The organism is Streptomyces sp. NRRL F-2664, from assembly GCF_000719345.1.
In the GTDB taxonomy this organism is placed as follows: domain Bacteria; phylum Actinomycetota; class Actinomycetes; order Streptomycetales; family Streptomycetaceae; genus Streptomyces.
On the sequence record NZ_JOFX01000035.1, the window covers coordinates 44,548 to 70,140 of the forward strand.

A 25,593-nucleotide genomic window follows, 5' to 3' on the forward strand; every position below is an offset into this window, starting at 1 on the left:
CGGTCGGCCGACCGGGTGGGGCGCGGCGCCGTGCCGCGTGGCGGCCCCGGGAGCGGGGGCGCGTGCTGCGTAGCGTGACCCGATGCCCCACCACCGGATCCCCCGGGCCGCCCGCGCCGCCGCAGCAGCCGTCGTGCTGGCGCTCGTACCGCCCCAGGGGGCGGCAGCCGCGGCACCCCCGCCGCCCGCGCCGGGCCCGGCCGGGGCCGCGCACCCCGGCTCGCCGGGCGTGATCGGGAGCGGACCGGGGGACTGCGGACCGGGCGGCGAATGGCCCTGGGACTGCGTGGCCGACTGCGAGAGCGGCGGGCGGTGGGCGGTCAACACCGGCAACGGCTTCTACGGGGGGCTGCAGTTCCGGCAGCCGACGTGGGAGGAGTACGGCGGCCTGGCCCATGCGCCGAGGGCCGACCTGGCGGACCGCGGACAGCAGATCACGGTGGCGCAGGAGGTCCTCGCCGCGCAGGGGTGGAACGCGTGGCCGGTGTGCTCGAAGCGGTACGGGCTCGCCGGGCGGATGCACACCGTACGGGCCGGGGACACGCTCGCCACGATCGCGCGCGAGCGCCGGGTGAAGGGCGGCTGGCAGGCGCTGTACGAGGCCAACCGGCAGACGGTCGGGCCCGACCCGGCGACGCTCGCGGTCGGCGCCCTCCTGTCCCTCCCGGACCCCGCACCCCCGCCGCCGGCGAAGCCGGTGCCCGTGCCGGCGGCGAAGCCGTCGCCCGCGCCGGCACCCCCGACGCCGGCGAACCCCGGGTCCGTGCCGGTGGCGGGGCCGACACCGGTGCCGGTGTCCGGGCCGTAGCCGGCGGAGGGGGCCCTACTGGCTGCCCCTCGCGCGGCGCGGTCCGCTGGCAGACTCGGGGGATGCTCGAGACCTCCGCACGGCTGCTGCGCCTGCTCTCCCTGCTCCAGGCCCACCGCGAATGGACCGGGGCCGACCTCGCCGACCGGCTCGGCGTCACCGCCCGTACCGTCCGCCGCGACGTCGACCGGCTGCGGGAGCTGGGGTACCCGGTGAACGCAAGTCCCGGGACCGGCGGCGGCTACCAGCTGGGAGCGGGGGCCGAGCTGCCGCCGCTGCTGCTGGACGACGACGAGGCCGTCGCCGTCGCCGTCGGCCTGCGCACCGCCGCGGGCAACGGCGTCGAGGGGATCGGGGAGGCCTCCGTACGGGCCCTCGCGAAGCTGGAGCAGGTCCTGCCGTCCCGGCTGCGCCGGAGGGTGTCCGCCCTCAACGAGTTCACCGTGCCGATGCTGCGCGGGGCCCAGCGGTCCACCGTGGACGCCTCGGTGCTGACCGAGCTGGCCTCGGTCTGCCGGGATGCCGAGCGGCTGCGCTTCGGGTACCGCGACCACGGTGGCAGCGTCAGCCGCCGCACGGTCGAACCGCACCGGCTCGTCTGCACGGAACGGCGCTGGTACCTGGTCGCCTGGGACCTGGACCGGGAGGCGTGGCGGACCTTCCGCGCCGACCGGATCGAGCCCAGGCCGCCCCACGGACCGCGGTTCACCCCGCGCCGGCCTCCGGCCGAGGACCTCGCCGCCTACGTCTCCGAGGGCGTGTCCCAGTGGGTGTACGCCGCCCGCGCCGTGGTCCGGCTGCAGATCTCCGAACAGGAGGCGGCCCAGATCATCGGGCCGAGCGACGGAGTGCTGGAGCCGGTCGACGCGCACACCTGCCTGCTGCGCACCGGCGCCGTGAACCTGGACGTCCTGGTGATTCACATCATGCTGCTCGGCTGTGAGTTCGAAGTGGTCGAGCCGCCCGAGCTCGGCGACCGGCTGAGAGCCCTGAGAGATCTCCTGGGGCGGGCCGTGGCGGCCGGAGACGTGAAGGAAATGTAGCGGACCTGAGGGGGATTCAGCCGGCCCTGCCCGGCGGGACCGTGGAAATGCCCTGCGGCAATTCTGCGCTTCTCGACGGAAATTCGAATACGCCTGCACCCCGGGCGTGTCGCGGCCCGGAAAGCAATTGGCCGCTGTAGATATTCTGTGACACAAGCGTGACCCGGGACGGACGAACGTCCGGGCGCGGCGCTGACGAACGCCGAAGGCGGGCCGGGTCGATGACCCGGCCCGCCTTCGCGGTGCGGGGGTGGGTGGTGCGTACCGCCCCCGCCGCCGCCGTCAGCCGCCGGCCACCGGACGGGCCGCGGTGCCCCGCGCGCCGGCCCGCTCGGCGTGCGCCGGCCGGCGGCTGCCGACCGGGGTGACCGGGGTCCGCTCGGAGCGGATCAGGTGCGGCCGGTTGGCCGGGTGCCCGGCCGGGCGGTGCGCCGGGGCGTGTCCGCCGGCGGCGCCGCCCGTCGAGGGCACCGCGGCCGGCTCCTCGCCGGCCTGCGGGAGGGGCGTCAGCTGCCACTTGCCGCCCGCGGAGAGCAGCGGGGTGAGCGCGGAGACGACCGGGGCGGGCATCCGCCCGGTCTCCGCCCGGCGTCGCAGCATCTCGCGCACGTCGAAGACGTACGCCTCGGTGCGCGCGATGAGCGGCTCGAACCACGGCAGGGCCAGCAGGATCAGCAGTCCCGCGGACCAGCCCAGCAAGACGTCGCTGACCCAGTGCGTGCCGAGGTACACGGTGGTGGCGCCGACGCTCAGCGAGACGACCGCGGACACCACGGACAGCACCCGCCGGGTGACCACGGTGGAGGCCAGATAGGCCAGGATCCCCCACGTCACCACGGCGTTGGCGGTGTGGCCGGAAGGGAATATATCCCCGCCCGCGAAGAGTTCGGCCGAGCCGATCTCGGTGGCGTAGTGCGGGCCCAGCCGGCCCAGGCCGAGCTTCACGGACCCGACGGTGACGTTGAGCAGCAGCAGCGCCACACCGAGGGTGATCAGCGGGCGGAGGGTGTGCTGGCGCCAGGAGCGCCAGCCGAGCCACGCGGCGACCATGACCGCGGTGGGCCCGCGCTGGCCCAGCACGACCAGGTAGTCGAGGAAGGCGTGCAGCTGCGGCCACTGCTCGTAGGGCCGGAAGAACATGATCTGCCAGTCGAGGCGGACCAGCCACGAGGTGGTCAGCACGGCCACCACGATGGCGAGGTAGAACGCGAGGGTCGAGCCCAGGAGTACGACGCGGTGCCGGCTCATCTGCGGGGTCTGCAGATGAGCCGGTCGCTCCGGTTCCCGGTCGAGCCGGGCGAAGACCCGCTCCAGACGGGTCAGGATTTGGTCGGTACGCACTCAATCGACGTTACCGCGCGGCGCCGGTCGGCCCGGGCGAATCGCGGGGTTTGTGATGACCATGTGATGTGGAGTTGGTCTCAACGGGGCCTAATTCCCGGTATTTCGACGCGGGTTGCATCCTTCCCCGTCCGGTTTCCGGTAATTGCTCCGCCTGCTTATTCGGACTTTATTGCCGCAGGTCGTTTCCCGTGCGCCTACGGCGGGCCCGACCCGTTCAACCAGAACGCCCCGTACACCGCCGAGGCCAGTGCGGACGCGCCCACCACCAGCACCGCGCGCCCCCTCCGCCACCGTGCGAGGGCCACGGCCGGCACCAGCATCAGGGGGAAGGCCGGCAGCAGCAGCCGCGGCTTGGAACCGAAGTACCCCGACGCGCACAACGCCAGCGCCACGACGATCCCGCCGTACACGAGCAGCGGTGCCGGCTGCCGCTGCCGCACGCAGGACGCGTACAGCCACAGCACCAGCGCGACCCCCGCGATCAGCCCGAGCCCGGCCGGCCAGGCGGACGAGCCCAGTTTCTCCCCGACGAACCGGGCGAAGGCCCAGCCGCCGTCGAAGCCGTTGCCCCAACCGGCCTGCACGTCCAGATACCCGAGCAGACCTCCCCCGGTACGCACGCCCACCCACAGCACGTACGCGGCCGCGCCCGCCGGAGCCAGCAGCGCGCCCACGGCCATGCGCCACGACCGCTCCCCGCGCCGCCGGGCCAGTACGACGGCCACCCACACCGCGGCGACGACCGCCGCGCCGACGGGCCGGGTCAACCCCGCCCCGGCGGCGAGCAGGCCCGCCGCCGCCCACCGGCCGCGCAGGGCCGCGTACAGCGCCCACGCCGCCAGCGCCGTGAACAGTGCCTCGCTGTACGCCATCGACTGCACGATGCCGACGGGCAGCGCCGCCCAGACCGCCACCGCGAACACCGCGGTCCGGCGGTCGTGGAGCAGGTCGGCGACCGCGAAGATCCCCCACGCCGCCGCGACCCCGGCGAGCGCGGACACCACCAGGCCCGCCGAACCGTACGACGACCCGGTCACCGCCGACACCATCCGCTCCAGCCACGGCAGCAGCGGGAAGAACGCCAGGTTCGAGTGGACGTCGCCGTTGGGCAGGGCGATCTCGTAGCCGTAGCCCTCGGCGGCGATCCGGGCGTACCAGAGGGAGTCCCACCGGGCCGACAGCAGCGTGTGCGGGCTGCTGCCCGCCACTGCCCCCCACACCGCGAGCACGGTCAGCCCCAGCAGCCGGACCGCCGCGAAGACGGCCAGCGCGGGCGCGGCCCGACGAAATCCAAGATCTTCCACGGCATGATTATCGTCCGGCGTCCGACCCCGGCCGGACCGAGAACCACGCACCGTGAGCGGGCGTGTACACCGGGGGAGGTGTCGGGGCGGGGGAGTGGCACACACCACACGGGGGGCGCCGCCGGGATGAGAGCTTGGCCACGTGCCGGGCACGCGAACTCGCGTACGCTGACCGTTCACTCGCGTGTCGATGCCGGACCCCGTCGGACGTCGTGAAGGAAGCACCACCCCTCGCGGCTCCACAAGACGCTGGTCCACCGAGCGCGAGGGATCACCTGGGAGGTACATGCATGGCGGGGACGAACGCGGCCACGGCCGGGACCCCTTCGCCCTGGCAGCGGCTGGGTACGGTCTCCGGCGGCGGCAACCGCTGGGTCGTCCTGGCGGTTCTCTGCGTCAGCCTGGTCCTCGTCGCGCTCGACGCGACGATCCTGCACGTCGCGGTCCCGTCCGTCACGGAGGACCTGCGGCCCGGCCCCATCGAGCTGCTCTGGGTCGTCGACGCCTACCCGCTCGTCTGCGCCTCCCTGCTGATCCTCTTCGGCACCCTCGGGGACCGGGTCGGCCGCCGGCGCATCCTGCTCCTCGGCTACGGACTCTTCGGCGCGGCTTCCGCGATGGCGGCCCTCGCCGACAACGCCCAGGTCCTCATCGCCGCGCGCGCCCTCCTCGGCGTCGGCGGCGCCATGATCATGCCGGCCACCCTGTCGATCCTGCGCCAGGTCTTCCCCGACCGGCGCGAGCGGGCCCTGGCCATCGGCATCTGGACCGCCGTCGCCGCGATCGGCGCGGCCGGCGGCCCGGTCCTCGGCGGCCTCCTGATCGAGCACTTCTGGTGGGGCTCGGTCTTCCTGATCAACATCCCGCTGATGGCGCTGATCCTGCCGCTCGGCCGCTGGCTGCTGCCGGAGTCGCGCGGCTCCGCCGACGGGCCGTGGGACGTGCTCGGCGCGCTGATGGCCGCCGCCGGCGTCCTCGGCTCGGTCCTCGGGATCAAGCGGCTCGGCGCCGAACGGCACCTCCTCGACGCCGGGGCGCTGGTCCCGCTGCTGCTCGGCGCGGCGCTCCTCGTGCTGTTCGTACGGCGCCAGAAGCGGCGCGAGCACCCGCTGATCGACATGCGGATGTTCTCGCGGGCCGCCTTCTCCACCTCGGTCGCCTGCATCGTGCTCGCCATGCTCGCGCTGGTGGGGCTGGAGCTGATCGCCGTCCAGTACCTCCAGTTGGTGCTGCACCTCAGTCCGCTGGAGACGGGCCTGCGGCTGCTGCCGCTGACCTTCGCCGCCATGGCCGCGGGCGCCACCGGCTCCTACACCCTGGCCCGGGTCGGACCGCGCACCATGGTGTCGCTGGGCTTCGTCCTGACGGGCCTGGCCGTGCTGCTGCTGACGCTGATGGGCCAGCAGGACCGGCCGCTGCTGCTCACCGTCGGCTTCGTCCTGCTCGGCTTCGGGCTGCAGACGACGCTGTTCGCCGCGTACGAGTCGATGCTGAGCGAGGCGCCGGCCGACACCGCGGGCGGCGCGGCCTCGATCGGCGAGACCTCCTACCAGCTGGGTGCGGGCATCGGCATCGCGCTGCTGGGCAGTGTGATGAACGCGGCGTACCGGCCGGGGCTGGTCTCGGTGCCGGGGGTCTCGGCGGCGGATTCGGCGGGCGCGGCGAACTCACTGGGCGAGGCGTACCAGATCGCCGCGGATCTCGGCGGCCCGGCCGGGGCCTCGCTGTACGCGGCGGCGCGGCACTCCTTCGTGCACGGCCTGCACGTCACACTCCTCGTGAGCGCGGCGCTGCTGTTCGCAGGAGCGGTGATGGCGCTGAAGCTGCCGCGGGCGATGGACTGCGCGGGGCAGGGCGACGCCGCCGAGCCGGTGCGGCTGCCCGCGCAGGGCAAAGGGGAAGCGGCCCGACCGACCCCGGTCGAACAGGCCGGCTGACTCCGCCGCCGGCAGGAGCCGGAAAGTGGGGCTGGATTTGCCCGCCGCAGGCCAATAGCGTCGGGTGGGCGCAAAAACTCGCGCCGCCAGGTTCCTGCTCAGGCCGCCGGGAGGCCCCGTGTCCTTCGTACCCACCGATCCGCTCGGGCTCGACGAGCTCCTCGGGCCCGAGGACCTCGCCGTACGGGACACCGTCCGGGGCTGGGCCGCGGACCGGGTCCTGCCCCACATCGCCCAGTGGTACGAGAGCGGCGAACTGCCCGTGATCCGGGAGCTGGCCCGGGAGCTGGGTGCCATCGGGGCGCTCGGGATGTCCCTGGAGGGCTACGGCTGCGCCGGTGCCAGCGCCGTGCAGTACGGTCTGGCCTGCCTGGAGCTGGAGGCCGCCGACTCCGGGATCCGCTCGCTCGTCTCCGTGCAGGGCTCGCTCGCCATGTACGCGATCTGGAAGTACGGCTCCGAGGAGCAGAAGCAGCGGTGGCTGCCCGGCATGGCCGCGGGCGAGCTGATCGGCTGCTTCGGGCTGACCGAGCCGGACGTGGGATCGGACCCCGGGGCCATGCGGACGCACGCGAAGCGCGACGGCACGGACTGGGTGCTGAACGGCCGCAAGATGTGGATCACCAACGGCTCCGTCGCATCGGTGGCCGTGGTGTGGGCGCAGACCGACGACGGAATCCGCGGCTTCGCGGTGCCCACCGACACGCCCGGCTTCTCCGCGCCGGAGATGAAGCACAAGTGGTCGCTGCGCGCCAGCGTCACCAGCGAGCTGATCCTGGACGACGTACGGCTGCCCGCCGACGCCGTGCTGCCGCTCGTCACCGGGCTCAAGGGGCCGCTCGGCTGTCTCAGCCACGCGCGGTACGGGATCATCTGGGGGTCCATGGGCGCGGCGCGGGCCAGCTTCGAGGCCGCGCTCGACTACGCGAGGACACGGGAGCAGTTCGGCAAGCCGATCGGCGGCTTCCAGCTCACCCAGGCCAAGCTGGCCGACATGGCCCTGGAGCTCCACAAGGGCATCCTGCTCGCCCACCACCTGGGCCGGCGGATGGACGCGGGCACCCTTCGGCCGGAGCAGATCAGCTTCGGCAAGCTCAACAACGTCCGCGAGGCCATCGAGATCTGCCGCACCGCGCGGACCGTCCTCGGCGCCAACGGGATCTCCCTGGACTACCCCGTCATGCGGCACGCCACCAACCTCGAATCGGTGCTGACCTACGAGGGCACCGTCGAGATGCACCAGCTGGTGCTGGGCAAGGCGCTCACCGGGCTCGACGCCTTCCGGTGAGAACCCTGCTCAGCTCTGGTTGAAGAAGTCGCGCGAGCGGCCGCCGGGCTCACCGCTCACGATCTGGGTGTCGGCCGGGGTCAGGAGGAAGACCCTGGTCGCCACCCGCTCGATCGAACCGCGCAGACCGAAGGTCAGCCCCGCCGCGAAGTCGACGACGCGCTTGGCGTCGGTCGGGTCCATCGACGACAGGTTCACGATCACCGGGACCCCGTCGCGGAACAGCTCCCCGATGCCGCGCGCGTCGCGGAAGCCGTCCGGGGTGACCGTCGCGATCCGGCGACCGTGCTCGACGGCCGATTCGGAGGCCACCTTGACCCGGGGGTCGGTCACCCACTGGTCACCGGGGCCCGCGACGGAACCGTGGGCGGCCTCCGCGTAGTCGTCGTCGTAGTAGCGCTCGTCGTCGCCGTCCTCCACGAGACCCAGCCAGGCACTCGCCTTGCGCACCGAACCCATGGACTGCCTCCTTTCACCGCGGTCAGTCTGTCTTTCTCTCCGCTGCCCCTATGCTCGTCCATGATGCTGACAACGCGCCAAGTGGATAGTCGCCGCGCAGGGTTTTCGTGACGGTACTGGTGCAGAACATCCGTTGCACCGTCAAGGATCCTGGTCGCTACCACTGCTGACTGAGTGAAAATACGACCACCACCGCCGTACGGGTGGGCGACGGGGACGTACGGGTGACGGACGCGGGTCGATACCATGCCGGACAGGCACGCGTACGACTCACGGGGGCAGCAGCTTGTTCGGCATAGTCAGACCTTGCACGCACCGGCTCGGGGAGCGGTTCAAGGCGGAGTGGATGGCCCATCTCTGCGGGCTGTGCCTGGCACTTCGGGGGGACCACGGACAGTTCGCCCGGATCGTCACGAACTATGACGGGCTGCTCGTCTCCGTTCTGACGGAGGCTCAGTCCGGTCCCGCGCCCGGTTCCCGCCGCACCGCCGGCCCCTGCCCGCTGCGCGGGATGCGCACCGCGGCCGTCGCCAAGGGCGAGGGCGCGCGGCTCGCCGCCGCCGTCTCCCTGGTCCTGGCCTCCGCGAAGGTGCGCGACCACGTGGCGGACCGGGACGGTCTGTTGGCCCGCGCCCCCCTCGCCCTCGCCGCGCGCAGGGTGGCCCGCGGCTGGGACCGTGCCGGTGCGCGCACCGGCGCCTCCCTCGGCTTCGACACCGCGGTGCTCGTGGACGCCGTGGAACGGCAGGCGGGCATCGAGACGCTGGCCGGCCCCGGCACCTGCGTGCTCGTGGTGACCGAGCCGACGGAGACCGCGACCGCCGCCGCCTTCGCACATACCGCACAGCTGGCCGGACGACCGGGCAACGCCGCCGCGCTGGCCGAGGCCGGCCGCTACTTCGGCCGCCTCGCGCACCTGCTGGACGCGGTGGAGGACCAGGCCGCCGACGCCGCGGCGGGCGCCTGGAACCCGCTCACCGCCACCGGCACCTCGCGCGCAGAGGCCCGCAGGCTCTGCGACGACGCCCTGCACGGCATCAGGCTGGCCCTGGCCGAGGTGGAGTTCGCCGACGCGGGGCTCGCCCACCGGCTGCTCGTGCACGAGCTGCGGACCTCGGTCGACCGGGCCTTCGGGACGATGAGCTGCGGCCACACGGCCACCGCCTCGGCCGGCCCGGGGGCGGACCCGTACGGCTCGAACCCGTACGGCTCGAACCCTCCGTACGACGGGTCCGCCGGCAACCCCTACGCCGGCAACCCCTACGGCGCCGGCCCGCACGGCGTGAACACCCCGCAGGCTCCCGGCGGCCCGGCGGGGCCGCCGCCCGGGGGACACGGCGGCGGCTTCGGCGGGGGAGGCGGCGGTTTCGGCGGCGGCTTCGGCGGGGACGGCCGGCACCCGCAGCGGCAGCCCCGCGGCCTGCTGGCGGGCTGCGCCGTGGCCATCGGGCTCTTCTGCACCTGCCAGATCTGCTGCACCGAACACGAGGGCCCCTGGTCGCGCAAGAAGCGGGACCCGTGGTGCGACGCCTGCGAGTGCTGCAACTGCTGCCGCCCGAACTCCTCCCCGGCCGGCGGGGCGGAGGGCGGTTCCGGCGGCGGCGGTGGCGGCGGCGGCGGTTGCTGCGACTGCAACTGCGGCTGCTGCTGCGACTGACCGGCTGATTCCGCGTCAGTTCCACGCGCCCGGACGGCCTATGGGGGGATTCCCGGCCGGACGCGCGTGGAAGGGCTGAGCGGGATGAGCGACGACGCAGACGACCCCTACGCGGCCCGGCGGGCTCGGCGCATGCACGGGGCCGCGGCCGCCGTGTCCGCCCCGTACGGACGCCGCGCGCCGGACGGCGGCCGCCTGGCCGGCATCCCGGAAGGTCGACTTCCGGCCGTTCCGGCGCCCCGGGCGGGTCCGCGGAGCCCCACCTGCCGTGCGGCGCACGGCACCCGACGCCGCCGCCGGCCCGGGCGCGCCCGCGCGCGCCCCGTGCGCGGGCGCAGCTCCGTCGTACGGTGCAGCCCCCCGGCCCCGCCGACCGGAGGAGGAGCACCGGCACCGGCGGGCGCTGGCCACGCCCTGCGGGCGGTCGGCGCCACCGTGCGGACGGGTGCCCGGTCCGCAGCCGCCGGCCGTGCGCCGCGGACCGCCGACGCCGGCGACCGCGCACGCCGCAGGCCCGGGCGCGGCCCGGGCGGCGCCCTGCCGGGTGCCGTCGCCTTCCCGCCCGGACCGGGCCGGGCGCCCGCCACGCCCGCCCGGCGCGGCCGCCGCCTGCTCCGCGGCCCGCGGACCGGCATATCCGACCCGCCGGGCGCGGCCGCCGCAGAGCCCGACCGGGCTCCGCCGCGCCACCCCACCGCGCCCCGGCGGACCGTTTCCCCGGCCCGTCCCACCGCCCCGGAACACCCCCTCGCCGCACGGCGACAGGCGGCGGACGGAGGCCGAAAGCCGCTCTTGCGACCGGTATCCGACCACAGGACACTCCCGACAGCGCTTGTCAGGGGCACGGCCAAAGTCCATGCGCCCGCCGTGCCCCCGGCTGCGCCTCACGGGCTCCGGCACCCCCACAACCGCCGGGCCCCCGAACCTCTCCAGGAGGACGAGAAGTGAGGATCAAGCGCACCACCCGTAACAGGCTGCTCGCGGTGGCCACCGGCCTGGCCGCCGCCGCAGCGCTCGCCGCACCCACCGCGGCGAGCGCGGACCCCCAGGACGGCGGATTCAGCGCCGACCGGCTCGCCTCTGCCGGCGCCTCCGTCCTGCGGGCCGACGTAGCGGGCACCGCCTGGCACGCCGACCCCGCCACCGGAACCCTCGTGGTCTCCGCCGACTCCACCGTCTCCGCCGCCGCCATCGCGAGAATCAAACGCGAGGCCGGAACCGACGCCGGCGCCCTGCGCATCGAGCGCATCCCGGGCAAACTCACCAAACTGGCCTCCGGTGGCGACGCCATCTACGCCAACAGCTGGCGCTGCTCCCTCGGTTTCAACGTCCGCAGCGGAGCCAACTACTACGCCCTGACCGCCGGCCACTGCACCGACGGCGCGGGGACCTGGTGGACCAACTCCGCCCGCACGAACGTCCTCGGCTCCACGGCCGGGTCCAGCTTCCCGAACAACGACTACGGCCTCATCAAGTACGCCAGCAACACGCCCACGCCACCCGGGACGGTCGGCGGCCAGGACATCACCAGCGCCGTGAACGCCACGGTCAACATGTCCGTGACCCGCCGCGGCTCCACCACCGGCACCCACAGCGGCCGGGTCACCGGCCTGAACGCCACCGTCAACTACGGCGGCGGCGACATCGTCTACGGCATGATCCGCACCAACGTGTGCGCCGAGCCCGGCGACAGCGGCGGCCCGCTCTACTCCGGCACCCGCGCCGTCGGCCTCACCTCCGGCGGCAGCGGCAACTGCTCCTCGGGCGGCACCACCTTCTTCCAGCCCGTGGTCGAGGCCCTCAACGCCTACGGGGTCAGCGTCTACTGACCCGTGTCCCGTGCGCCCCTGTCGGCACCCTGGACGTCCTCCCGCCTTCTGGGAGGATGTCCAGGGCGGCCGTGTCCCCGGGGGAAGCAGGTTCCTGCATGAAACGCATCGGCGTGACCGGACACCGGTCCCTCCCCGAGTCGGTGCTCGCACATGTGGAGAGCGGCCTGCGGGCCGTACTGGGCGGCCACGAAGGACCGCTGGAGGCGCTCTCCAGCCTCGCCGACGGAGCGGACCAGCTGTTCGCCGCCGTCGCGCTCGAATGCGGCGCCGACCTCACCGTCGTCATCCCCAGCGACGACTACGAGGACTCTTTCGAGGGCGCCGAGGCACTCGACCGCTACCGGAGCCTCAGGCTGCGGGCCACCCAGGAGATCCGCATGGACTTCGCCCGCTCCACGGACGAGGCCTACTACGCCGCGGGCACCTACATCGCCGACTCCTGCGACCGGCTCGTCGCCGTCTGGGACGGCCGGCCCGCCCGCGGGCACGGCGGCACCGCCGAGATCGTGGCCTACGCCCGGTCCTTGGGCAAGCCCGTCACCGTCCTGTGGCGCGAGGGCGTCTGCCGGGACTGAGCTGCGGCTTCGAAGCGCCGTACGGGCCCTTGAACGCCCCCCACGTCCTCGAACGCCCTCCGCGCCCTCGCCACGACCGTGCTAACTGCTGTGCCGGGCCAGCCAGTCCGTGTGCTGCGGCGAGACGTACCGCTCGGTCTCGTACACCGACGACGGCCACTGCGACTCGGTGATGGTCGTCTGCATCACCACCATCATCGCCGCGAGGTCCTGCTCGATCAGGGTGTGCGCCTCGATCAGCGGATGGTGGCGGCGGACCTCGTTCCACGCGATGCCGGCCGCCGCCGCCGTGCTCAGCAGCCCCGTCAGCCCCGCCCCCGGACCAGAACCGAACGCCCTCAGCAGCGCGAACAGCAGGGCCAGACAGGTCAGCAGGACGATCGTCCACGACCACAGGTGCGTCGCCCGCCGCGACACCTCCGTCCGCCGCCGGTACCAGTTGCGCTGCTCGATCAGCCGGTCCCGGACGTACGTCTCCCGCCGCACGTGGTAGCTCTTGCCCCGCAGCCGGTGCATCGCGCCGGTGATCTCCGCGCCCTCCGGCACGGCGCCGGCCGTCCGCGGATCCTCCCAGCCCATCTTCCGCAGCTCGGCCAGACCCGCCTCCAGCCGCGTCCCGTACACCTGTGCCGGATCCGCCACGTCACTGCCGAACGGCGCCCCGTGCACCGCGTACCGCCAGGCCAGGGACTTGATGAACTCCGCCGCACTGCGGTTCAGCTGCCACTGCGGGCGGGCCCGGCGCCGGGTCGCCCGCATGCCCACCCCCAGCACCCCCGCGTAGCCGAGCACGCTCAGCAGTCCGAACAGGTGCACCGAGCCGATCCCGGGCCCCGGCGGCAGCGCCGCCGCCCCCGCCGCCACCACGAGCAGCAGCAGCTGGGTCCTCGTCGCCTGGACGGACTCCCGCTGCCGGGAGACCGCCGCCTGGTCCGTGTGGTGGAAGAGGGCCGGCAGGTCCTCGTTCCGAAAGGTCATGCTGTCACTCACAATGCCCCCCTCATGTCGGGTGGCGGGCGGCGGGGGCCGGTGGACCCCGCCGCCCGTCGGATCACACGGCGAGAGGCTCCAGGTCCCGGTGGATTCGCCGCTCGTCACGGGCGTACCGGGTGAGGCTGTGGTCCTCCCCGAGCAGCCGCGTCAACTCGGACACCACCTCGGCGCGCAGCCGGGCCGCCTCCTCCTTGCGGCCCAGCGAGTCCAGGCTGATCGCCATGTTGGAACTGCTCGCCAGCGTCTCCGGGTGATGCGCCCCGAGCGCCTCGCGCAACCGCAGCACGGCGAGCCGCTCCAGCTCCAGGGCCCCCTCCGGGTCACCCAGGTCGGCCCGGGCGTTCGCCAGGTTGAGGTGGGCGAAGACCGTGTGCGGGTGGTTGTCGCCCAGGACGTCCCGCATCAGCCGGATCGTCTGCCGCAGCATCGCCTCCGCCGGCTCCGCCGCGCCCGTCCCCCAGTGGAAGACCGCCAGGTTGTTCACGGCCGCCAGCGTGTACGGGTGCCGCTCGCCCGGCACCTTCATGTACTCGTCCACCACCTCCTGCGCCAGCTCCCGCGCCCCGCCCGGGTCCCCGGTGGCGAACAGGTCGGAAGCCAGGTTCAGTTCGCAGGACAGCAGGTCCGGGTTGACCGAGGTGTACTTCGCCCGATAGCGGGCCCGAGTGGCCGTGGTCAGCCGCAGCGCGTCCTCCAGCTGGCCGGCCCGGCGCAGTGATACCGCCAGGTTCTTCGCGGCCGACAGGGTGCCCGGGAACGCCCGGCCCAGCGTCCGCTTGTAGATGTCGTACGTCCGGCTCAGCAGCTGCACCGAGTCCTCGTACCGGCCCACCTCGCGCAGGTCGCGAGCCAGGTTCTGCGCGGAGGACAGGGTGTACGGGTGCTCCGGGCCGAGCACCTCCGTACGCAGGTCGTACACCTCCTGGTCGATCTCGCGGGCCCTGGTGTACTGGCCCACCAGCCGCAGGTTCAGCGCCAGGTTGTTCGCCGCCGCCAGCGTCCGCGGGTGCGCCTCGTGGAAGATCTGGCTGAACCCCTCGTGCGCGTCGGTCGCCAGCTCCATCGCCTGCCCGTAGTCGCCCAGCGCGCCCAGGGTGTTGGCCAGACCGCTCATGGTCATGTAGGTGTGCGGGTGGGACGGTCCGAGCACCGCCTTCTGCCGCTCCAGCGTGACCTCGTCGAGCTCCTTCGCCTCCACGAACCGGCCCTGCGAGCGCAGGATGTTCGACAGGTGGAACCGCAGGTACAGGTACTGGAGGTCGTCGTTGCCCAGCATCTCCTTCCAGGCCTCGCGCAGCTCCTCGCCGAGCTGGTAGGCGGCCTTGAAGTCGCCGCGCTTCCACAGGTAGCGGACCCGGTCGATCAGCAGCCGGCGCGTCTCCGGCTCCTTGCAGTACCGGGCCTCGGACGGGGTGAGGTGCGACCAGATGGTGTTGAACCGCGGCCACGTCTCCGGGTTGTCGATCGGCTCGTCGTCGTCCGGCCGTGCACCGGCCAGGATCCGGTGCACGGCGTGCCGGGCCTCCCGCTGGTCCTCCTCCGGCATCTGCGAGCGGATCACCGCCTGCACCAGCCGGTGCACCTGGATGCTGTTGCTGACCTGGTCGACCTTGGCCAGCGCGAACCGGCCGATCTCCCGGATGACCCGCCCCAGCACCAGCTTCTCCTGGAGGGAGGCGTCGTACGGCTTGAGGGCGTCGATCATCTCCTTGCTGTACAGCAGGTTCGCCGAGATCGGCTCCGGCGCCAGGAAGGCGCACAGCTGCAGCAGCCGCACGGCCGCCGGGGACCGCGACTGGAGCCGTTCTATGGAGATGTTCCAGGTGGCGGCCACCGGCTCCGGATATCCGGGGGGCTGGTTCAGCCCCAGGACGCTCGCCGCCTGCTGGGCCAGCTGCTCGATGTACGTGGCCACCGGAGTCGCGGTCTCCGCGATCCAGGCACCCGCCTGCTCGACGGCCAGCGGCAGGTCGCCCACCGCGATCGCCACCTGCTCGGCGTCCTCCTTGCTCAGCCCGGGGGCCCGGCGCTGGAGGTGCTCGATGGACTCCTCCCGCAGGAAGACGTCCACCGGGAGCGCGTCGCCGTACTGCGACCAGGACTGGTTGCGGGAGGTCACCAGCACGTGGCCCGGACCGCCCGGCGGGAAGAACCGCTTGAGGGCCTCGGGATCGTCGGCGTTGTCGAAGACCAGCAGCCAGCGGGAGGACGGCACCCCGCGCCGCAGCAGGTCGATCGCCTCCTGCGAGGCCGCCGCCATGTCCTCGCCGGTCTGCGCGCCCAGGCGGACGGCGAGCTCCGCGAGCGCCGCGACCACGTCGTCGGTCTGCTCCGAGGAGATCCACCACACCAGGTCGTAGTCGGCCATGAACCGGTGCACGTACTCCAGCGCGACCTGGGTCTTGCCGACACCGCCGAGACCGAACAGCGTCTGCGGCTGCGGCAGCACCACCGCCATGCCGCCGCCGAGCTGGTCGCGCATCCGCTCCAGCACGATGCTGCGGCCGGTGAAACCGGGGTTGCGGGGCGGGGCGTTCCAGATCTTCGGCACGGTTCCCGGGAAACGCGGACCGGGCTGCGAGGCGCTCGCCACACTGTCGGGCAGCGCCATCGGCCGTTCCACCGCGCGCAGCAGGGCGGCCGTCGCATGCACCTCGTCGAGCCGGAAGAGGTCCACCGGATTGCGGTCGATGTACGGCGTGGACAGCCGTACGTCACCCACCCTCAGCGGCACCAGCTGGCGCCGGCCCCCCGTCGGGTCCTCGGCGGCCGCCCGCTCCCACACGTCCACGGCACGCGCGGACTTCAGGTACGCCGTGGACAGCAGCACCACCGTCCGGGCGGCGGTGTCGATGCTGATGCCCGTGCCGCCGCCCAGGGTGTCCCCGGCGGAGGCCGGTGCGCCCGCCGCCGGCCGCTCGGCCGACACATCCTTGGGCACCACCCGGAAACCGGCCCGCGTGAGCACCGACTCGATCCAGTCGGCCCACATGCGGTTCTCCGCCACATAGGACAGGAACAGGTCCGCCGGCAGCGCCGGGCGGCGGCGGGTGAAGGCGTCCCGGATGCGCAGCCGGACCTCCTCGCCGATGGCCGGCATGGAGGTGACCTCGCCCTCGGTGACCACGGACGTCAGCCGCTCGAAGGCGGAGAGCAGGGAATTGGTCAGCCCCGCCTCGTCGCCGAAGGTGGCCAGCGTCTCCTCGTACGCGTAGTAGGGCCGGTACGGGATCTCCACCGCGCCCCAGTAGGAGGTCAGCTCGTCCCCGACCAGGCCTCCAGGGAACCGGTCGAACTTCAGCCGTGCCAGCGCCCGGCCCGCGTCCGCCTTCTCCTTCTCGCCCTCGTCGATCCGCATCGGCACCGGATAGATCTTGATCCCGCGGTCGTTGAACCGCTCGTCGATCTGCCGGGCGACGGAAGCGGCGCCGTCGATGGACTGGTCGGAGAGGGTGAAGCAGTCCACGAGGACGTCCGGCAGGTGCACGGTGCAGATGTCCGCGATGTCGGACAGGCCGGTGCGGCTGTCGATCAGGACGTAGTCGTAGTTGCTCTTCATGTCGGCGCGTAAGGCGTCGAAGAAGAGGCCGCCGCCGAGCCGGTCGTAGAAGTTGTCCCAGTCGAAGGTGGACACGGTCGCGGAGTACTCGCGGTTCTGCCGGCCCGCCGAGACGAAGTCCAGGGTGCCGCCGTCGGGGAACTCCCAGCCCAGCGTCTCCGGAGTGAGCGAGACGGCGTGCGGCTGGATCCGCGCGTAGTCCTTGTGCCAGTCGTCGGGGCGCGCCACCGGACTGGTGGCGGCCCAGGCGTACTCGCTGATCAGGTCGATGACCCCGGTGGTGGCCCCCAGCGTCGACGGGTCCAGGAAGGGGTGGAAGAAGCGGTGCAGGCCCGGGGCCTCCAGGTCCCAGTCCACGGCCAGGACCCGCTTGCCGTTCGCCGCCAGGATCCAGGCGGTGTTGGCCAGCGCCATCGTGCGGCCCGTGCCGCCCTTGTACGAGTAGAAGGTGACGATGCGTCCGTCACGGCCGTCCCTGCTGTCACGACTCGCTGTCATCCGCGTCCCCCCGGTCGGTGTCGTTGTCGTTGCCGTCGTTGTGGCCGCCGAGCGTGTCGGGCGGGAAGGGGGCCGGCGGCGGGACCGGAGGCCCGTTCATGCCCATCGGCCCGAGCAGCCGCGGCCGCTCGGTGTGGGTGCTGCCGGCCGGCAGATAGACCTGGGCGTGCCTGAGGAACTGCTGCGCCGCGGCCTCGACCACCTGCGGCAGGATCTGGCCGAGGGTCTCCATGTTCGCCACCCCGTTGGCGGCCGCCCGGCAGGCGGCCCGGCCCTGGCCCATCTTGACGGGCAGGGTCTCCTCCAGCCGCCGCGCCAGCTCGGTCTCCTTCGCGCGGCTCTGGTGGTCGTAGCGGTTCCACGGCACGACCACGTTGACCCACGGCCGGGACTCCTGGTCGAAGGCGGCCAGCCGCTGGCGCCGGTGCTCGTCCTCCACGACCCAGCGGTCCACGAGCAGGATCTCCGGCCGGGTCGGCGGCTGCTTGCTGTCGTAGTGCCCGGCCTCGTCGTCGAAGGAGCCCAGGCTGGTCTGGTAGTTGAGGTTCTTGACCAGGTCCTCGGCGACGTAGGCGATGGGCCGCTGCGCCACCGGGTGGTAGGGATTCCACTCCAGTGCACTGTCCCCGTAGTACTCGGGACTGCGGCCGTCCGGCAGATCGTGCCGGGACGCGGCGGCCACGGTCACGTGCAGGCTGCGGGCGGGACTGCTGCCGGTGGGCCCGAAGGCGCTCGGCACGCCCCGGTAGTCCAGCGGCCGGACGGGTTCGAGGCGGACGGTCTCGGCGACCCGGACGATGCGCTTGGCCAGCTCGTACACGGCGCGCTCGTACTGCTCGGCGTACCCCCGCAGCTTGATCAGCCCGTACAGCCCGTCGGTGACGTAGCGCTCGCCGAAGGTGTTGTGGTTGAACTGCAACCGCTCGGCGGGACCCGGGAGTTGGGTCGGGGGGACCGGCACCCACAGGGCGGGCACGATGGCCTCGGCCGGCTGGTTGCTCAGCGCCCCCTGGTGGATCGCCCGCTGCGCGAACGCATACCACTCCTTGCCGCACATCTCACTGGCGAAGTACCGCGGCGAGAACAGCGGCACGAAGACCCGGCAGGTGGCGAGTGCCGCACCCAGCCGCTCCGACCAGCCCTCGCCGCTGCGTATCTCCCGGTCCATGAAGCCGGCTTCGGCCCCGGCGGGCAGATCCGTCAGCGCCATGACATGGCTGCAGAGATCACGGAACAGGCGCTCCACCCACATGTCGGGATCGGGCCCCCCGGCCCCGAATCTCGGTGTATGCGCATAACTGAGAAAAAAATACGGCTGCACTGATGCGGGCACACGCCCCCCGTCCCGAAGCTGCGAGCGAAGAAACATCATTCCGGAGCTGCTTCGCCACATCCCCTCATCGTTCAGTCAATCAGCGTCGGTTTTCGGTCATCCACTCCAGGGCGTGATCAACGGCGTCCGCGACCGAGAAGAGCATGGTCGACACCCCCGCGACCCGCCCCCTGCGCACCCGCGCATCCGGGAACGCCCTGCCGATCTCCGTGAAATCACCGTCGTCCAGCGCGACGTCCTCGTACGCGGTCCACTCCCCCTCCTGGCCGGACCCCTGCCGCCCCTCCGGAAGGTTCACCTTCACCACACACTCGTACATGCGCAAGGGGGGCTTCGGAATTCGATACTCCGCGAGATGGAAAGCGGTGCAGACGGAAAACCCCACATTGATCATGAGTACCTGTCCGCCCTCCCAGCACAGCTTTCCCAGGGGCGACTCCTCGCCGAGGTGGCATTCCAGGCGGTGCCCGGCGCAAAGCCGCTCCGCGTCCGCCCCGAGCGCGGCGAAAGAGGTCTGCGGATGGGAGCTCCGCGCCGCCCCCGGCGCCGTGCGGACGGCCTCCGCCAGGGAGCCCATGCCCTGACTGGGGGTGCTCGCCGGGTCGAAGGCGGGCATCCGCTCGACGAAGGCCCGCACCTCGGCCTCGTCCATCCCGGCGGTCCGCTCCAGATGGGCGCTGGAGGTCCGGGAGTTCTCCGGGGTGAACGCGGGCACCACCAGGGTGCCGTGCGGCCCCAGCACCCCCGTCAGGGCGTCGCGCAGCTGCTCGGCGCGCAGCCCGGTGCGGCCCAGGGCGGCGTGCACCAGGAGTCGCATCCCCGGCCGCACCCCGAGCAGCCGCAGCTGCACCGCGAGCTGCAGGGCGCCCGCGCCCCGCCGACCCCGGCCGGGGCCCGCTCCCGCCGGCGCGGGGGAGTGGCCGCTCACGCGTCCACCGCCTTCAGCTCGTAGCGCAGCTCCGCCACCAGGCGCTTGCCGGTGACCGTCAGCTCGGCCGCCGCCGAGAGGCGGTCCAGGGCCCGGTGGATGCGCTCCGAGCCGCCCGCCTCGGGGCCCGTCGTCGCCCGCCGGTACGCCTCCACCGCCACCCGCTCGTGCACATCGGCCAGCAGCCGCGACACCGGCACCGGCCGCGACCGCCACGGCGACGGGTGCTGCCACTGCCCGTCCAGCGCGTACAGGTCGGTCACCTCGGTCAGGGCCCGCAGCCATGTCCGCCGCCGCCCGGTCAGCAGCGCCAGCGCGGTCTCCCGTACGCCCGCCGCGTACGGCACCCCGAGCGCCCCCGGCCCGCTGCGGCCCGCCTCGCCCCAGCCGCCGGCCCGCGGACCGCCCGCGAGCGGGGTCACCGTGGTCAGCCCGGCCGCCGCCGCCCGGGCGAACCCGGGCACGGCCTCGTGCAGCAGTGCCCAGGCGCGGCCGAGCCTGCCCCGCCATTCCTCGGCCTCGCCGGCGCCGAGCCGGAGCCTGGGCGGCCGGGGGAAGCAGTTGCGGTACGGATCGAGGTCCTCCAGCGCCACCGGCGCCGCCTCCGGGCCGGGCGACCAGGTGCGCACGGGCTGCCAGCGTGCGTCGCCCGCCGCCGGGCCGAAGCGGTGCTCGGAGCGGCCGTCCCGTACGGCATACCCCTCGCCGGTGACGCGCAGCGAGGCCCGGCCCTCGGTGCCCGGCTCCCCGAGCCGCAGCAGCCCGAGCGTCGGCAGGTACACCTCGCCGTCCCGGTAGGCCACCTCGGCGGGCAGGTCCAGCCCGCCGCGCAGCACGGCCGCGGCCGCCAACGCGGTGAGCCGGCGGGCCGCCTCCGGGCCGCCGGGGCGGCCCTCGCGCGCGGCGTCCAGGGCCGCCAGCACCCAGGTCCGGGTGAAGGGGTGGTCCAGTACGGCGTCCAGGGCGTCGGCTCCCGCATCCCCGGTCCGCTCCACCGCGGCCACCAGCTCCCAGGCGTGCGCCCATTCGGGGTCGCCGGCCAGGTCGGCGTTCAGCCGGGCCAGCAGGATCCGGGTCAGCTCCTGCTGGGAGCGGGCCAGTTCGGCCGGGTCGGACAGCTGGGCAGCGGTCTCCCGGTGCGCCGTGCGGCCCTCGACCCCGTCCACGAGTTCGCGCAGGTCGGTGCAGTACACGGAGGGGTTGTCGAAGCCGTTGCGGTCGCGGTACCGGTGGGTGTAGAGCCCGCCCCCGCACGAGCGTACGACGGGGCAGCGGCGGCACGCGTCGCTGACGCCCGCCAGGCCCAGCTGCCGGGCCCGGACCCCGGGATGGGCCGCGACCCGGTCGAAGGTGTGGTCGAAGACGTTGAACCCGGTGGCCGCGGCCCCCTCGAAGGCGCTCTTGAGGGAGTCCACCTGCTCCAGGCTCCCGTCGGTCTCGACGACGACGAGGTCGGTGGGGGCGAGGCCGAGCGACTCGGTGAGGCTGGGGCCGCCGCGCAGGGTGGACAGGAGGGACTCGAAGAGCCGCACGGGCACCGGGCGCCCGAGCCGCTCCCAGTGGTCGAAGACCCGCAGGAGCCAGCGGGCGTAGGCGTCGGGGGCGTCGTCGGGCCGGACGGGGGGTGTCTCCCACGTCGCGTGCGGGAGGAGGAAGTCCACCCGCGGCGGGTCGAGTTCGACGAGCGCGTCGAGCACGGCGACGGGGTCGTTGGCCACGTCCACGGTGCAGAGCAGCCCCTGGTAGAGGTGGCGGTAGGGCGCCGAGCGCAGCAGTGCGACGGCGGCGAGGACCAGGGGGTGGCTCGTACGGCCGTCCGCGAAGCGGCGGTGACGGTCGTTGGCGGCGCGGTCCCCGTCGAGGGAGACGCCGACCCGGACGCCGAACTCGGCGAAGAGGTCGAGGTAAAGGGTGGTGAGCTGGAGCCCGTTGGTGTGGATCCGCAGGTCGAGGGCGGCGATCCCGGTGAGCGCCCGGCTGAACTCCTCGCAGACGAGTCGGAGCCGGGCCGTGCCCGCCAACAGGGGTTCCCCTCCGTGGAGAATCACCGTGACGGAGGGGAGAGCATGGTCACGGGCATGTTCGGCGAGCCGGGATGCCGTTTGCGCGACAACCTCGGGGGAGATCACTTTCGGCCGGGCTCGCCAGCTCTGATCAGCGTGTTCGTAGACGTAGCAATGATCACAAGCGAGATCGCATCTGCTGTGAACTTTCAGGACGATCTCGCGAAATGCGATCAGGCCGGTCATTCCGCCAGTCTAGGGCTCTCGCTCCGTCTCAGAGAGCGGAGTTGAAGATCGGTGCCTGAACCGGACGGCCGTATTCGGCCGGCAGCACGCGACCGAGCGTCGCGGCCGCCGACGCGGTCTCGACGTCGATCTTCGCGAGCGGGACCCGGCGGGCCTTGACCGTGCTGGTCGGGGGGGTTGCGGAAGTGTTCACGACACCGTCCTCGGGGAAGTCATGTGGAATGGCCATGTGGCGACAGCAGCGACACGCTGCCGTCAAGCGTGGACTTTACTCGGCCACACCCCATTGGCAACCGAGACATGACGCCTGGTCAACCGTTCTATAGCGAGTGCGGCGCATTTCCCGAGGTGGCTTATTCGGCCGTTCGCCGGACGGCAAGATCCATTTCTCCCGGACCCGTGCCGGGGGCCGTGCGGCCGAGGTCCCGGGTCGCCCCGCGAGCGGTCCGCAGCCGCTCCGCCCCCGGGGCGGGGAAGGACGGGTGGTCCGGCCGGACGGGACACAAGGGTGCCGGGCGGGACGGAGGGGTGCAGGGCGGGACGGAGGGGTGCCGGACGGCGCGGAGGGCGGCGAGGCCGCGGCCGACCGACCGGGTCTTCCGTCGCGGTGGCCCGGCCCCGCCGGCGGGTAGGAGGCAGGGGCGCAGGGTGCTCGCGCGGCAAGGGGCTCTGCAGACGGGTGTGTGCACCGGGGCCGAACCCCGGACGGCGGCGGGACGGAGTGCTCCGAGAGGTGTGACCGGACAGCCGAACGCCCCCTACGCCGGCTGCTGTTCGCTGAGCGGCGGCGCGGGCAGGTCGCGCAGCAGCCAGTTCAGCACGTCGGGCAGGGCGCGCAGGGCCGCGAAGTGCGCGGCGGCCGGCTCGATCGTGGTGGTCGCCCCGGGGATCCGGCGTGCCAGCCAGCGGGAGTGGCCCACGGGGGAGAACACGTCGAGCTCCCCGTGCCAGATCAGCACCGGGCAGCGGATGTCGGCCGGGTCGAAACCCCAGGGGCGGCTGAAGGCGAGGACGTCGTCGATCCATCCGTACGCCGAACGACGCAGTCCCTCGCGGTAGTTCCGCAGCAGCATCGACCGTAGCCCGGCATCGGAGACGATCATGCGGTCGTTGTCGGTCAGCTCCCGGCGCAGCTCGTCCAGCAGCCGCCCCGGATCCTTGCGGATGCCGTCGGCGCGCGGGATCAGCCGGGCGGCCAGCTCCTCGGGATCGGTGGAGGCGGTGGTGTACTCCTTGACGTTCGATGCGGCCATCCCGGCGAACCAGTCCAGGTCCTCCGCGTCCCGGGGAGCCAGCCCGACCATCGCCGCGGTACGGGTGACCCGGTCCGGCAGCAGGGCGGCGCAGGCGAGGGCGCCGGCGGCGCCGCCGGAGCGGCCGGCCACGGCGAACCGGTCCAGGCCGAGGGCGTCGGCGACGGCGGCCACGTCATGGGCCACGTCGGCGACGGTGCGGCCCGGATGGCGGTCGGAGTCGCCGTAGCCGGGTCTGTCGTAGGCGATGAGCTGCATCCGGCGCTGGTAGAGGACCATGCCCCGGGGGGCCGGGCCCAGGCGGCTGCCGGGCATGCCGTGGAGCAGGAAGACGGGCTTGCCCTCCGGATCGCCCCAGCGCTCCACGGTCAGAGCGCGCCCGTCCGCTGTGCGCACCTGATCGCGCACGCGCTCCCTCCCTCACGTTCGATGTGAGTCGTCACGGCGATTGTGCTCGCTGGGGGAAGAGTGCGGTAGGGCGCACTCGGGGAGTGTCCAGGGGCAATTCTGCCGAAGTGCCACAGGAGCGCACGCCGCCGCCCGATCCGGCTCGCGGATGCGGGCGGGGACGGGCAGGGGGTGTCCCGCGCAGGACGAGGCGTCACCGCCGGGTATGGCCGCGACATGCGGCACCCGCCGAGCCGAGGAGACCCCCGGCACCGCGACTCCGCCGCACCGTGGCCGTGTTTCGCCCGGTGCGGCGAAGACCCGGGTTCGGAGGCGGTGCCCTGCTCTGCCGGCCCCGCGCGATCAGCGCTTGGGCCAGTACCAGAGGGGCTCGTCGAGGGGGCCCTCGCGGCCGGCCACTTCGGTCCGGCCGAAATCCTTGACCAGTTCGACCGTGCGCAGGTCCACCCGGTGCCGGCGGGTGCCCGCAGCCAGCGCCTCGGCCAACGGCTCCGCATGGGTGACGACCACCGTCTGCGTGTCCCGGGCGGCGGTCAGGATCAGGTCCGCGAGCGGGGCCAGCAGGTCCGGGTGGAGGCTGGTCTCCGGCTCGTTGAGGACCATCAGCGCCGGCGGCCGCGGCGTCAGCAGGGCCGCGGTCCAGAGCAGGTAGCGCAAGGTCCCGTCGGAGAGCTCGGCCGCGCCCAGCGGGCGCAGCAGGCCGTGCTGGTGCAGTTCCAACGCGAAGCGGCCGTCGCGATCACTGATGGAGATCCGGCTGCCGGGGAAGGCCGCGGACACCGCCTCGTCCAGTGCTGCCGCGTCCCCGGTCTCGCGGATCGTCTGCAGTGCGGCGGGCAGGTCGGAGCCGTCGGCGCCGAGCACCGGCGTACGGGTGCCGATCCGCGGGATCCGGGCCGGGGCGGCGGCGTCGGTGCGGACGTGGTCGTAGAACCGCCAGGACCGCATCAGCTCGCGCAGGGCGAGGAGGTCGGGGGCCAGTTGGGGGTCGGCGAGTTCGCTGAGCATGGAGTCGTAGGGGCGCAGGGCGTTCTGCGTACGGTGCCAGCCGCCGTCCGCGGTGCGGGTCCGTACGGCGGGCCCCGAACGGTCGGACAGGATCGCCGCGGGGCGCAGGACGGGCCCCGACCAGGTGCACTCGCGCTTGATCTCGGGGTCGAGGGAGAAGAGGGAGCCCGCGACCGGCACCGGGTGTCCGAAGTCCACCGCATAGCCGAACTCGTCGCCCGAGAAACCCAGGCGGAGACTGACCGGTTCGCTGCGGACCGTGCCCTGGAGGGGCTGGTGCCCCTCGCGCACGGCCCGACCCAGCTTTTCCGGGCCGGCCCACAGGGTGGAGGGAAGCCCGCCCTCCCGGGCGAGGGCGGCGATCGCGCCGCCGCGGGCGGAGTCGGCGAGGAGTCGCAGGGAGCGGTAGAGGCTGGACTTGCCCGTGCCGTTGGCTCCCGTGACGACGGTGAGCCGGCCGAGGGGGACGATCAGGCGGCGGAGGGAGCGGTAGTTCTCGACGGCGAGGGTGGTGATCACGCCTCGATCATGCCGGGTCGCTGCGCGGCTCGGCGGAACGGTGCGGGCCGGTGGTTGCCGGGGCGCTGCCCCGGACCCCGCGCCTCAAGCGCCGGCGGGGCTGGGTCGGGCTGCGCGTGTGCGGTGGTGGTGATGCCGGTCGGTGGTTGCTGGGGCGCTGCCGACACTCCGCCGTGTCCCCACCCCACCGCCCTCCAGCGGAGCCGGCACGGTGACGGAACCCTCCTCGTCGCAGCCGGAGCGGGGACGGGCAGGGGTGTCCCCGCAGGACGAGGCGACACCCCCGGGTACGGCCGCGAGATGCGGTACCCGCCGAGCCGAGGAGACACTCCTGCCCGGCACCGCGACTCCGCCGCGCCATGACCGTGTTTCGCCCCCGCAGGCCACACCCCGACGGGGCAGCGCAGGCCCCCGGAACCGTCCCCCGTCGCAGCCGGAGCGGGGACGGGTAGGGGTGTCCCCGCAGGACGAGGCGTCACCCCCGGGTATGGCCGCGAGATGCGGCATCCGCCGAGCCGAGGAGACACCCCTGCCCGGCACCGCGACTCCGCCGTCGCCGCGACCGTGTTTCGCCCGCCACGGCGAAGACCCGGCCAGG

Annotated in this window: 18 protein-coding genes; 7 read left to right on the plus strand and 11 right to left on the minus strand. The window is 73.4% G+C overall.

Annotation, left to right across the window (positions count from 1 at the left end):
- Positions 1-82: 82 nt before the first annotated feature.
- Positions 83-808: a transglycosylase family protein gene (locus IF89_RS0126305; protein WP_078628525.1), complete on the plus strand. Its 726-nt coding sequence runs from the start codon at positions 83-85 to the stop codon at positions 806-808.
- Positions 809-870: 62 nt separating this feature from the next.
- Positions 871-1,851: a helix-turn-helix transcriptional regulator gene (locus IF89_RS0126310; protein WP_030773012.1), complete on the plus strand. Its 981-nt coding sequence runs from the start codon at positions 871-873 to the stop codon at positions 1,849-1,851.
- 282 nt (positions 1,852-2,133) lie between these two features.
- Here the strand turns inward: IF89_RS0126310 and IF89_RS0126315 are convergent, their stop codons facing one another.
- The gene (locus IF89_RS0126315) at positions 2,134-3,192 is read right to left on the minus strand and encodes a phosphatase PAP2 family protein (RefSeq protein ID WP_030773014.1); all 1,059 of its coding nucleotides are present in this window, start codon (positions 3,190-3,192) and stop codon (positions 2,134-2,136) included.
- A gap of 197 nt (positions 3,193-3,389) precedes the next feature.
- Positions 3,390-4,499 (minus strand): glycosyltransferase family 39 protein, encoded by a 1,110-nt coding sequence (locus tag IF89_RS0126320; protein ID WP_030773017.1) that lies wholly within the window; start codon positions 4,497-4,499, stop codon positions 3,390-3,392.
- A gap of 290 nt (positions 4,500-4,789) precedes the next feature.
- Between IF89_RS0126320 and IF89_RS0126325 the strand changes: the two genes are divergently transcribed.
- Both IF89_RS0126325 and IF89_RS0126330 read left to right on the plus strand, forming a co-directional pair.
- Positions 4,790-6,436: an MFS transporter gene (locus IF89_RS0126325; protein ID WP_051807650.1), complete on the plus strand. Its 1,647-nt coding sequence runs from the start codon at positions 4,790-4,792 to the stop codon at positions 6,434-6,436.
- 118 nt (positions 6,437-6,554) lie between these two features.
- Positions 6,555-7,724, plus strand: a complete 1,170-nt coding sequence (locus IF89_RS0126330; protein WP_030773022.1) for an acyl-CoA dehydrogenase family protein — start codon at positions 6,555-6,557, stop codon at positions 7,722-7,724.
- 9 nt (positions 7,725-7,733) lie between these two features.
- On the opposite strand, the gene IF89_RS0126335 is transcribed toward IF89_RS0126330, so the two are convergent.
- Positions 7,734-8,183: a cell division protein SepF gene (locus tag IF89_RS0126335; RefSeq protein WP_030773024.1), complete on the minus strand. Its 450-nt coding sequence runs from the start codon at positions 8,181-8,183 to the stop codon at positions 7,734-7,736.
- A 286-nt stretch (positions 8,184-8,469) separates the two neighbouring features.
- Between IF89_RS0126335 and IF89_RS0126340 the strand changes: the two genes are divergently transcribed.
- From IF89_RS0126340 to IF89_RS0126350, 3 genes are all read left to right on the plus strand, one after another.
- Positions 8,470-9,840, plus strand: coding sequence for a DUF5685 family protein (locus IF89_RS0126340; RefSeq protein ID WP_030773026.1), 1,371 nt, complete (start codon positions 8,470-8,472; stop codon positions 9,838-9,840).
- Positions 9,841-10,784: 944 nt separating this feature from the next.
- Positions 10,785-11,669, plus strand: a complete 885-nt coding sequence (locus tag IF89_RS0126345; protein WP_030773028.1) for a S1 family peptidase — start codon at positions 10,785-10,787, stop codon at positions 11,667-11,669.
- A gap of 98 nt (positions 11,670-11,767) precedes the next feature.
- Positions 11,768-12,247, plus strand: a complete 480-nt coding sequence (locus IF89_RS0126350) for a hypothetical protein (protein WP_030773029.1) — start codon at positions 11,768-11,770, stop codon at positions 12,245-12,247.
- 81 nt (positions 12,248-12,328) lie between these two features.
- Here the strand turns inward: IF89_RS0126350 and IF89_RS0126355 are convergent, their stop codons facing one another.
- From IF89_RS0126355 to IF89_RS0126390, 8 genes are all read right to left on the minus strand, one after another.
- Positions 12,329-13,225: a DUF4231 domain-containing protein gene (locus tag IF89_RS0126355; RefSeq protein WP_030773032.1), complete on the minus strand. Its 897-nt coding sequence runs from the start codon at positions 13,223-13,225 to the stop codon at positions 12,329-12,331.
- A gap of 73 nt (positions 13,226-13,298) precedes the next feature.
- Positions 13,299-17,297 carry an FxSxx-COOH system tetratricopeptide repeat protein gene (gene fxsT / locus IF89_RS0126360; protein ID WP_030773034.1) on the minus strand — a complete coding sequence of 1,333 codons (3,999 nt, stop codon included), beginning with the start codon at positions 17,295-17,297 and terminating at the stop codon, positions 13,299-13,301.
- The gene (locus tag IF89_RS0126365) at positions 17,281-18,666 is read right to left on the minus strand and encodes a TIR-like protein FxsC (RefSeq protein ID WP_158717927.1); all 1,386 of its coding nucleotides are present in this window, start codon (positions 18,664-18,666) and stop codon (positions 17,281-17,283) included. Before IF89_RS0126365 ends, fxsT begins: the two co-directional genes overlap by 17 nt.
- Before the next feature lie 43 nt (positions 18,667-18,709).
- Entirely contained in the window at positions 18,710-19,447 is a 738-nt protein-coding gene (locus tag IF89_RS0126370; protein ID WP_078628529.1) for an aminoglycoside N(3)-acetyltransferase, read from the minus strand.
- Between the two features lie 107 nt (positions 19,448-19,554).
- Positions 19,555-21,807: a radical SAM/SPASM protein FxsBH, inactivated beta-hydroxylase extension form gene (gene fxsBH, locus IF89_RS0126375; protein ID WP_030773040.1), complete on the minus strand. Its 2,253-nt coding sequence runs from the start codon at positions 21,805-21,807 to the stop codon at positions 19,555-19,557.
- A gap of 28 nt (positions 21,808-21,835) precedes the next feature.
- Positions 21,836-22,000 (minus strand): FxSxx-COOH cyclophane-containing RiPP peptide, encoded by a 165-nt coding sequence (gene fxsA / locus IF89_RS41535; RefSeq protein WP_063831347.1) that lies wholly within the window; start codon positions 21,998-22,000, stop codon positions 21,836-21,838.
- 565 nt (positions 22,001-22,565) lie between these two features.
- Positions 22,566-23,468 (minus strand): alpha/beta fold hydrolase, encoded by a 903-nt coding sequence (locus IF89_RS0126385; protein WP_030773044.1) that lies wholly within the window; start codon positions 23,466-23,468, stop codon positions 22,566-22,568.
- Positions 23,469-23,810: 342 nt separating this feature from the next.
- The gene (locus tag IF89_RS0126390; RefSeq protein ID WP_030773046.1) at positions 23,811-24,995 is read right to left on the minus strand and encodes an AAA family ATPase; all 1,185 of its coding nucleotides are present in this window, start codon (positions 24,993-24,995) and stop codon (positions 23,811-23,813) included.
- Positions 24,996-25,593 lie beyond the last annotated feature (598 nt).

Bases quoted from the DNA above. Each gene is read 5' to 3' on its own strand.
- IF89_RS0126305 (WP_078628525.1), top strand. From the start codon at position 83: ATGCCCCACCACCGGATCCCCCGGGCCGCCCGCGCCGCCGCAGCAGCC.
- IF89_RS0126310 (WP_030773012.1), top strand. From the start codon at position 871: ATGCTCGAGACCTCCGCACGGCTGCTGCGCCTGCTCTCCCTGCTCCAG.
- IF89_RS0126325 (WP_051807650.1), top strand. From the start codon at position 4,790: ATGGCGGGGACGAACGCGGCCACGGCCGGGACCCCTTCGCCCTGGCAG.
- IF89_RS0126335 (WP_030773024.1), bottom strand. From the start codon at position 8,183: ATGGGTTCGGTGCGCAAGGCGAGTGCCTGGCTGGGTCTCGTGGAGGAC.
- IF89_RS0126350 (WP_030773029.1), top strand. From the start codon at position 11,768: ATGAAACGCATCGGCGTGACCGGACACCGGTCCCTCCCCGAGTCGGTG.
- IF89_RS0126355 (WP_030773032.1), bottom strand. From the start codon at position 13,225: ATGACCTTTCGGAACGAGGACCTGCCGGCCCTCTTCCACCACACGGAC.
- fxsT (WP_030773034.1), bottom strand. From the start codon at position 17,297: ATGACAGCGAGTCGTGACAGCAGGGACGGCCGTGACGGACGCATCGTC.
- IF89_RS0126365 (WP_158717927.1), bottom strand. From the start codon at position 18,666: ATGTTTCTTCGCTCGCAGCTTCGGGACGGGGGGCGTGTGCCCGCATCA.
- IF89_RS0126370 (WP_078628529.1), bottom strand. From the start codon at position 19,447: ATGCGACTCCTGGTGCACGCCGCCCTGGGCCGCACCGGGCTGCGCGCC.
- fxsBH (WP_030773040.1), bottom strand. From the start codon at position 21,807: ATGACCGGCCTGATCGCATTTCGCGAGATCGTCCTGAAAGTTCACAGC.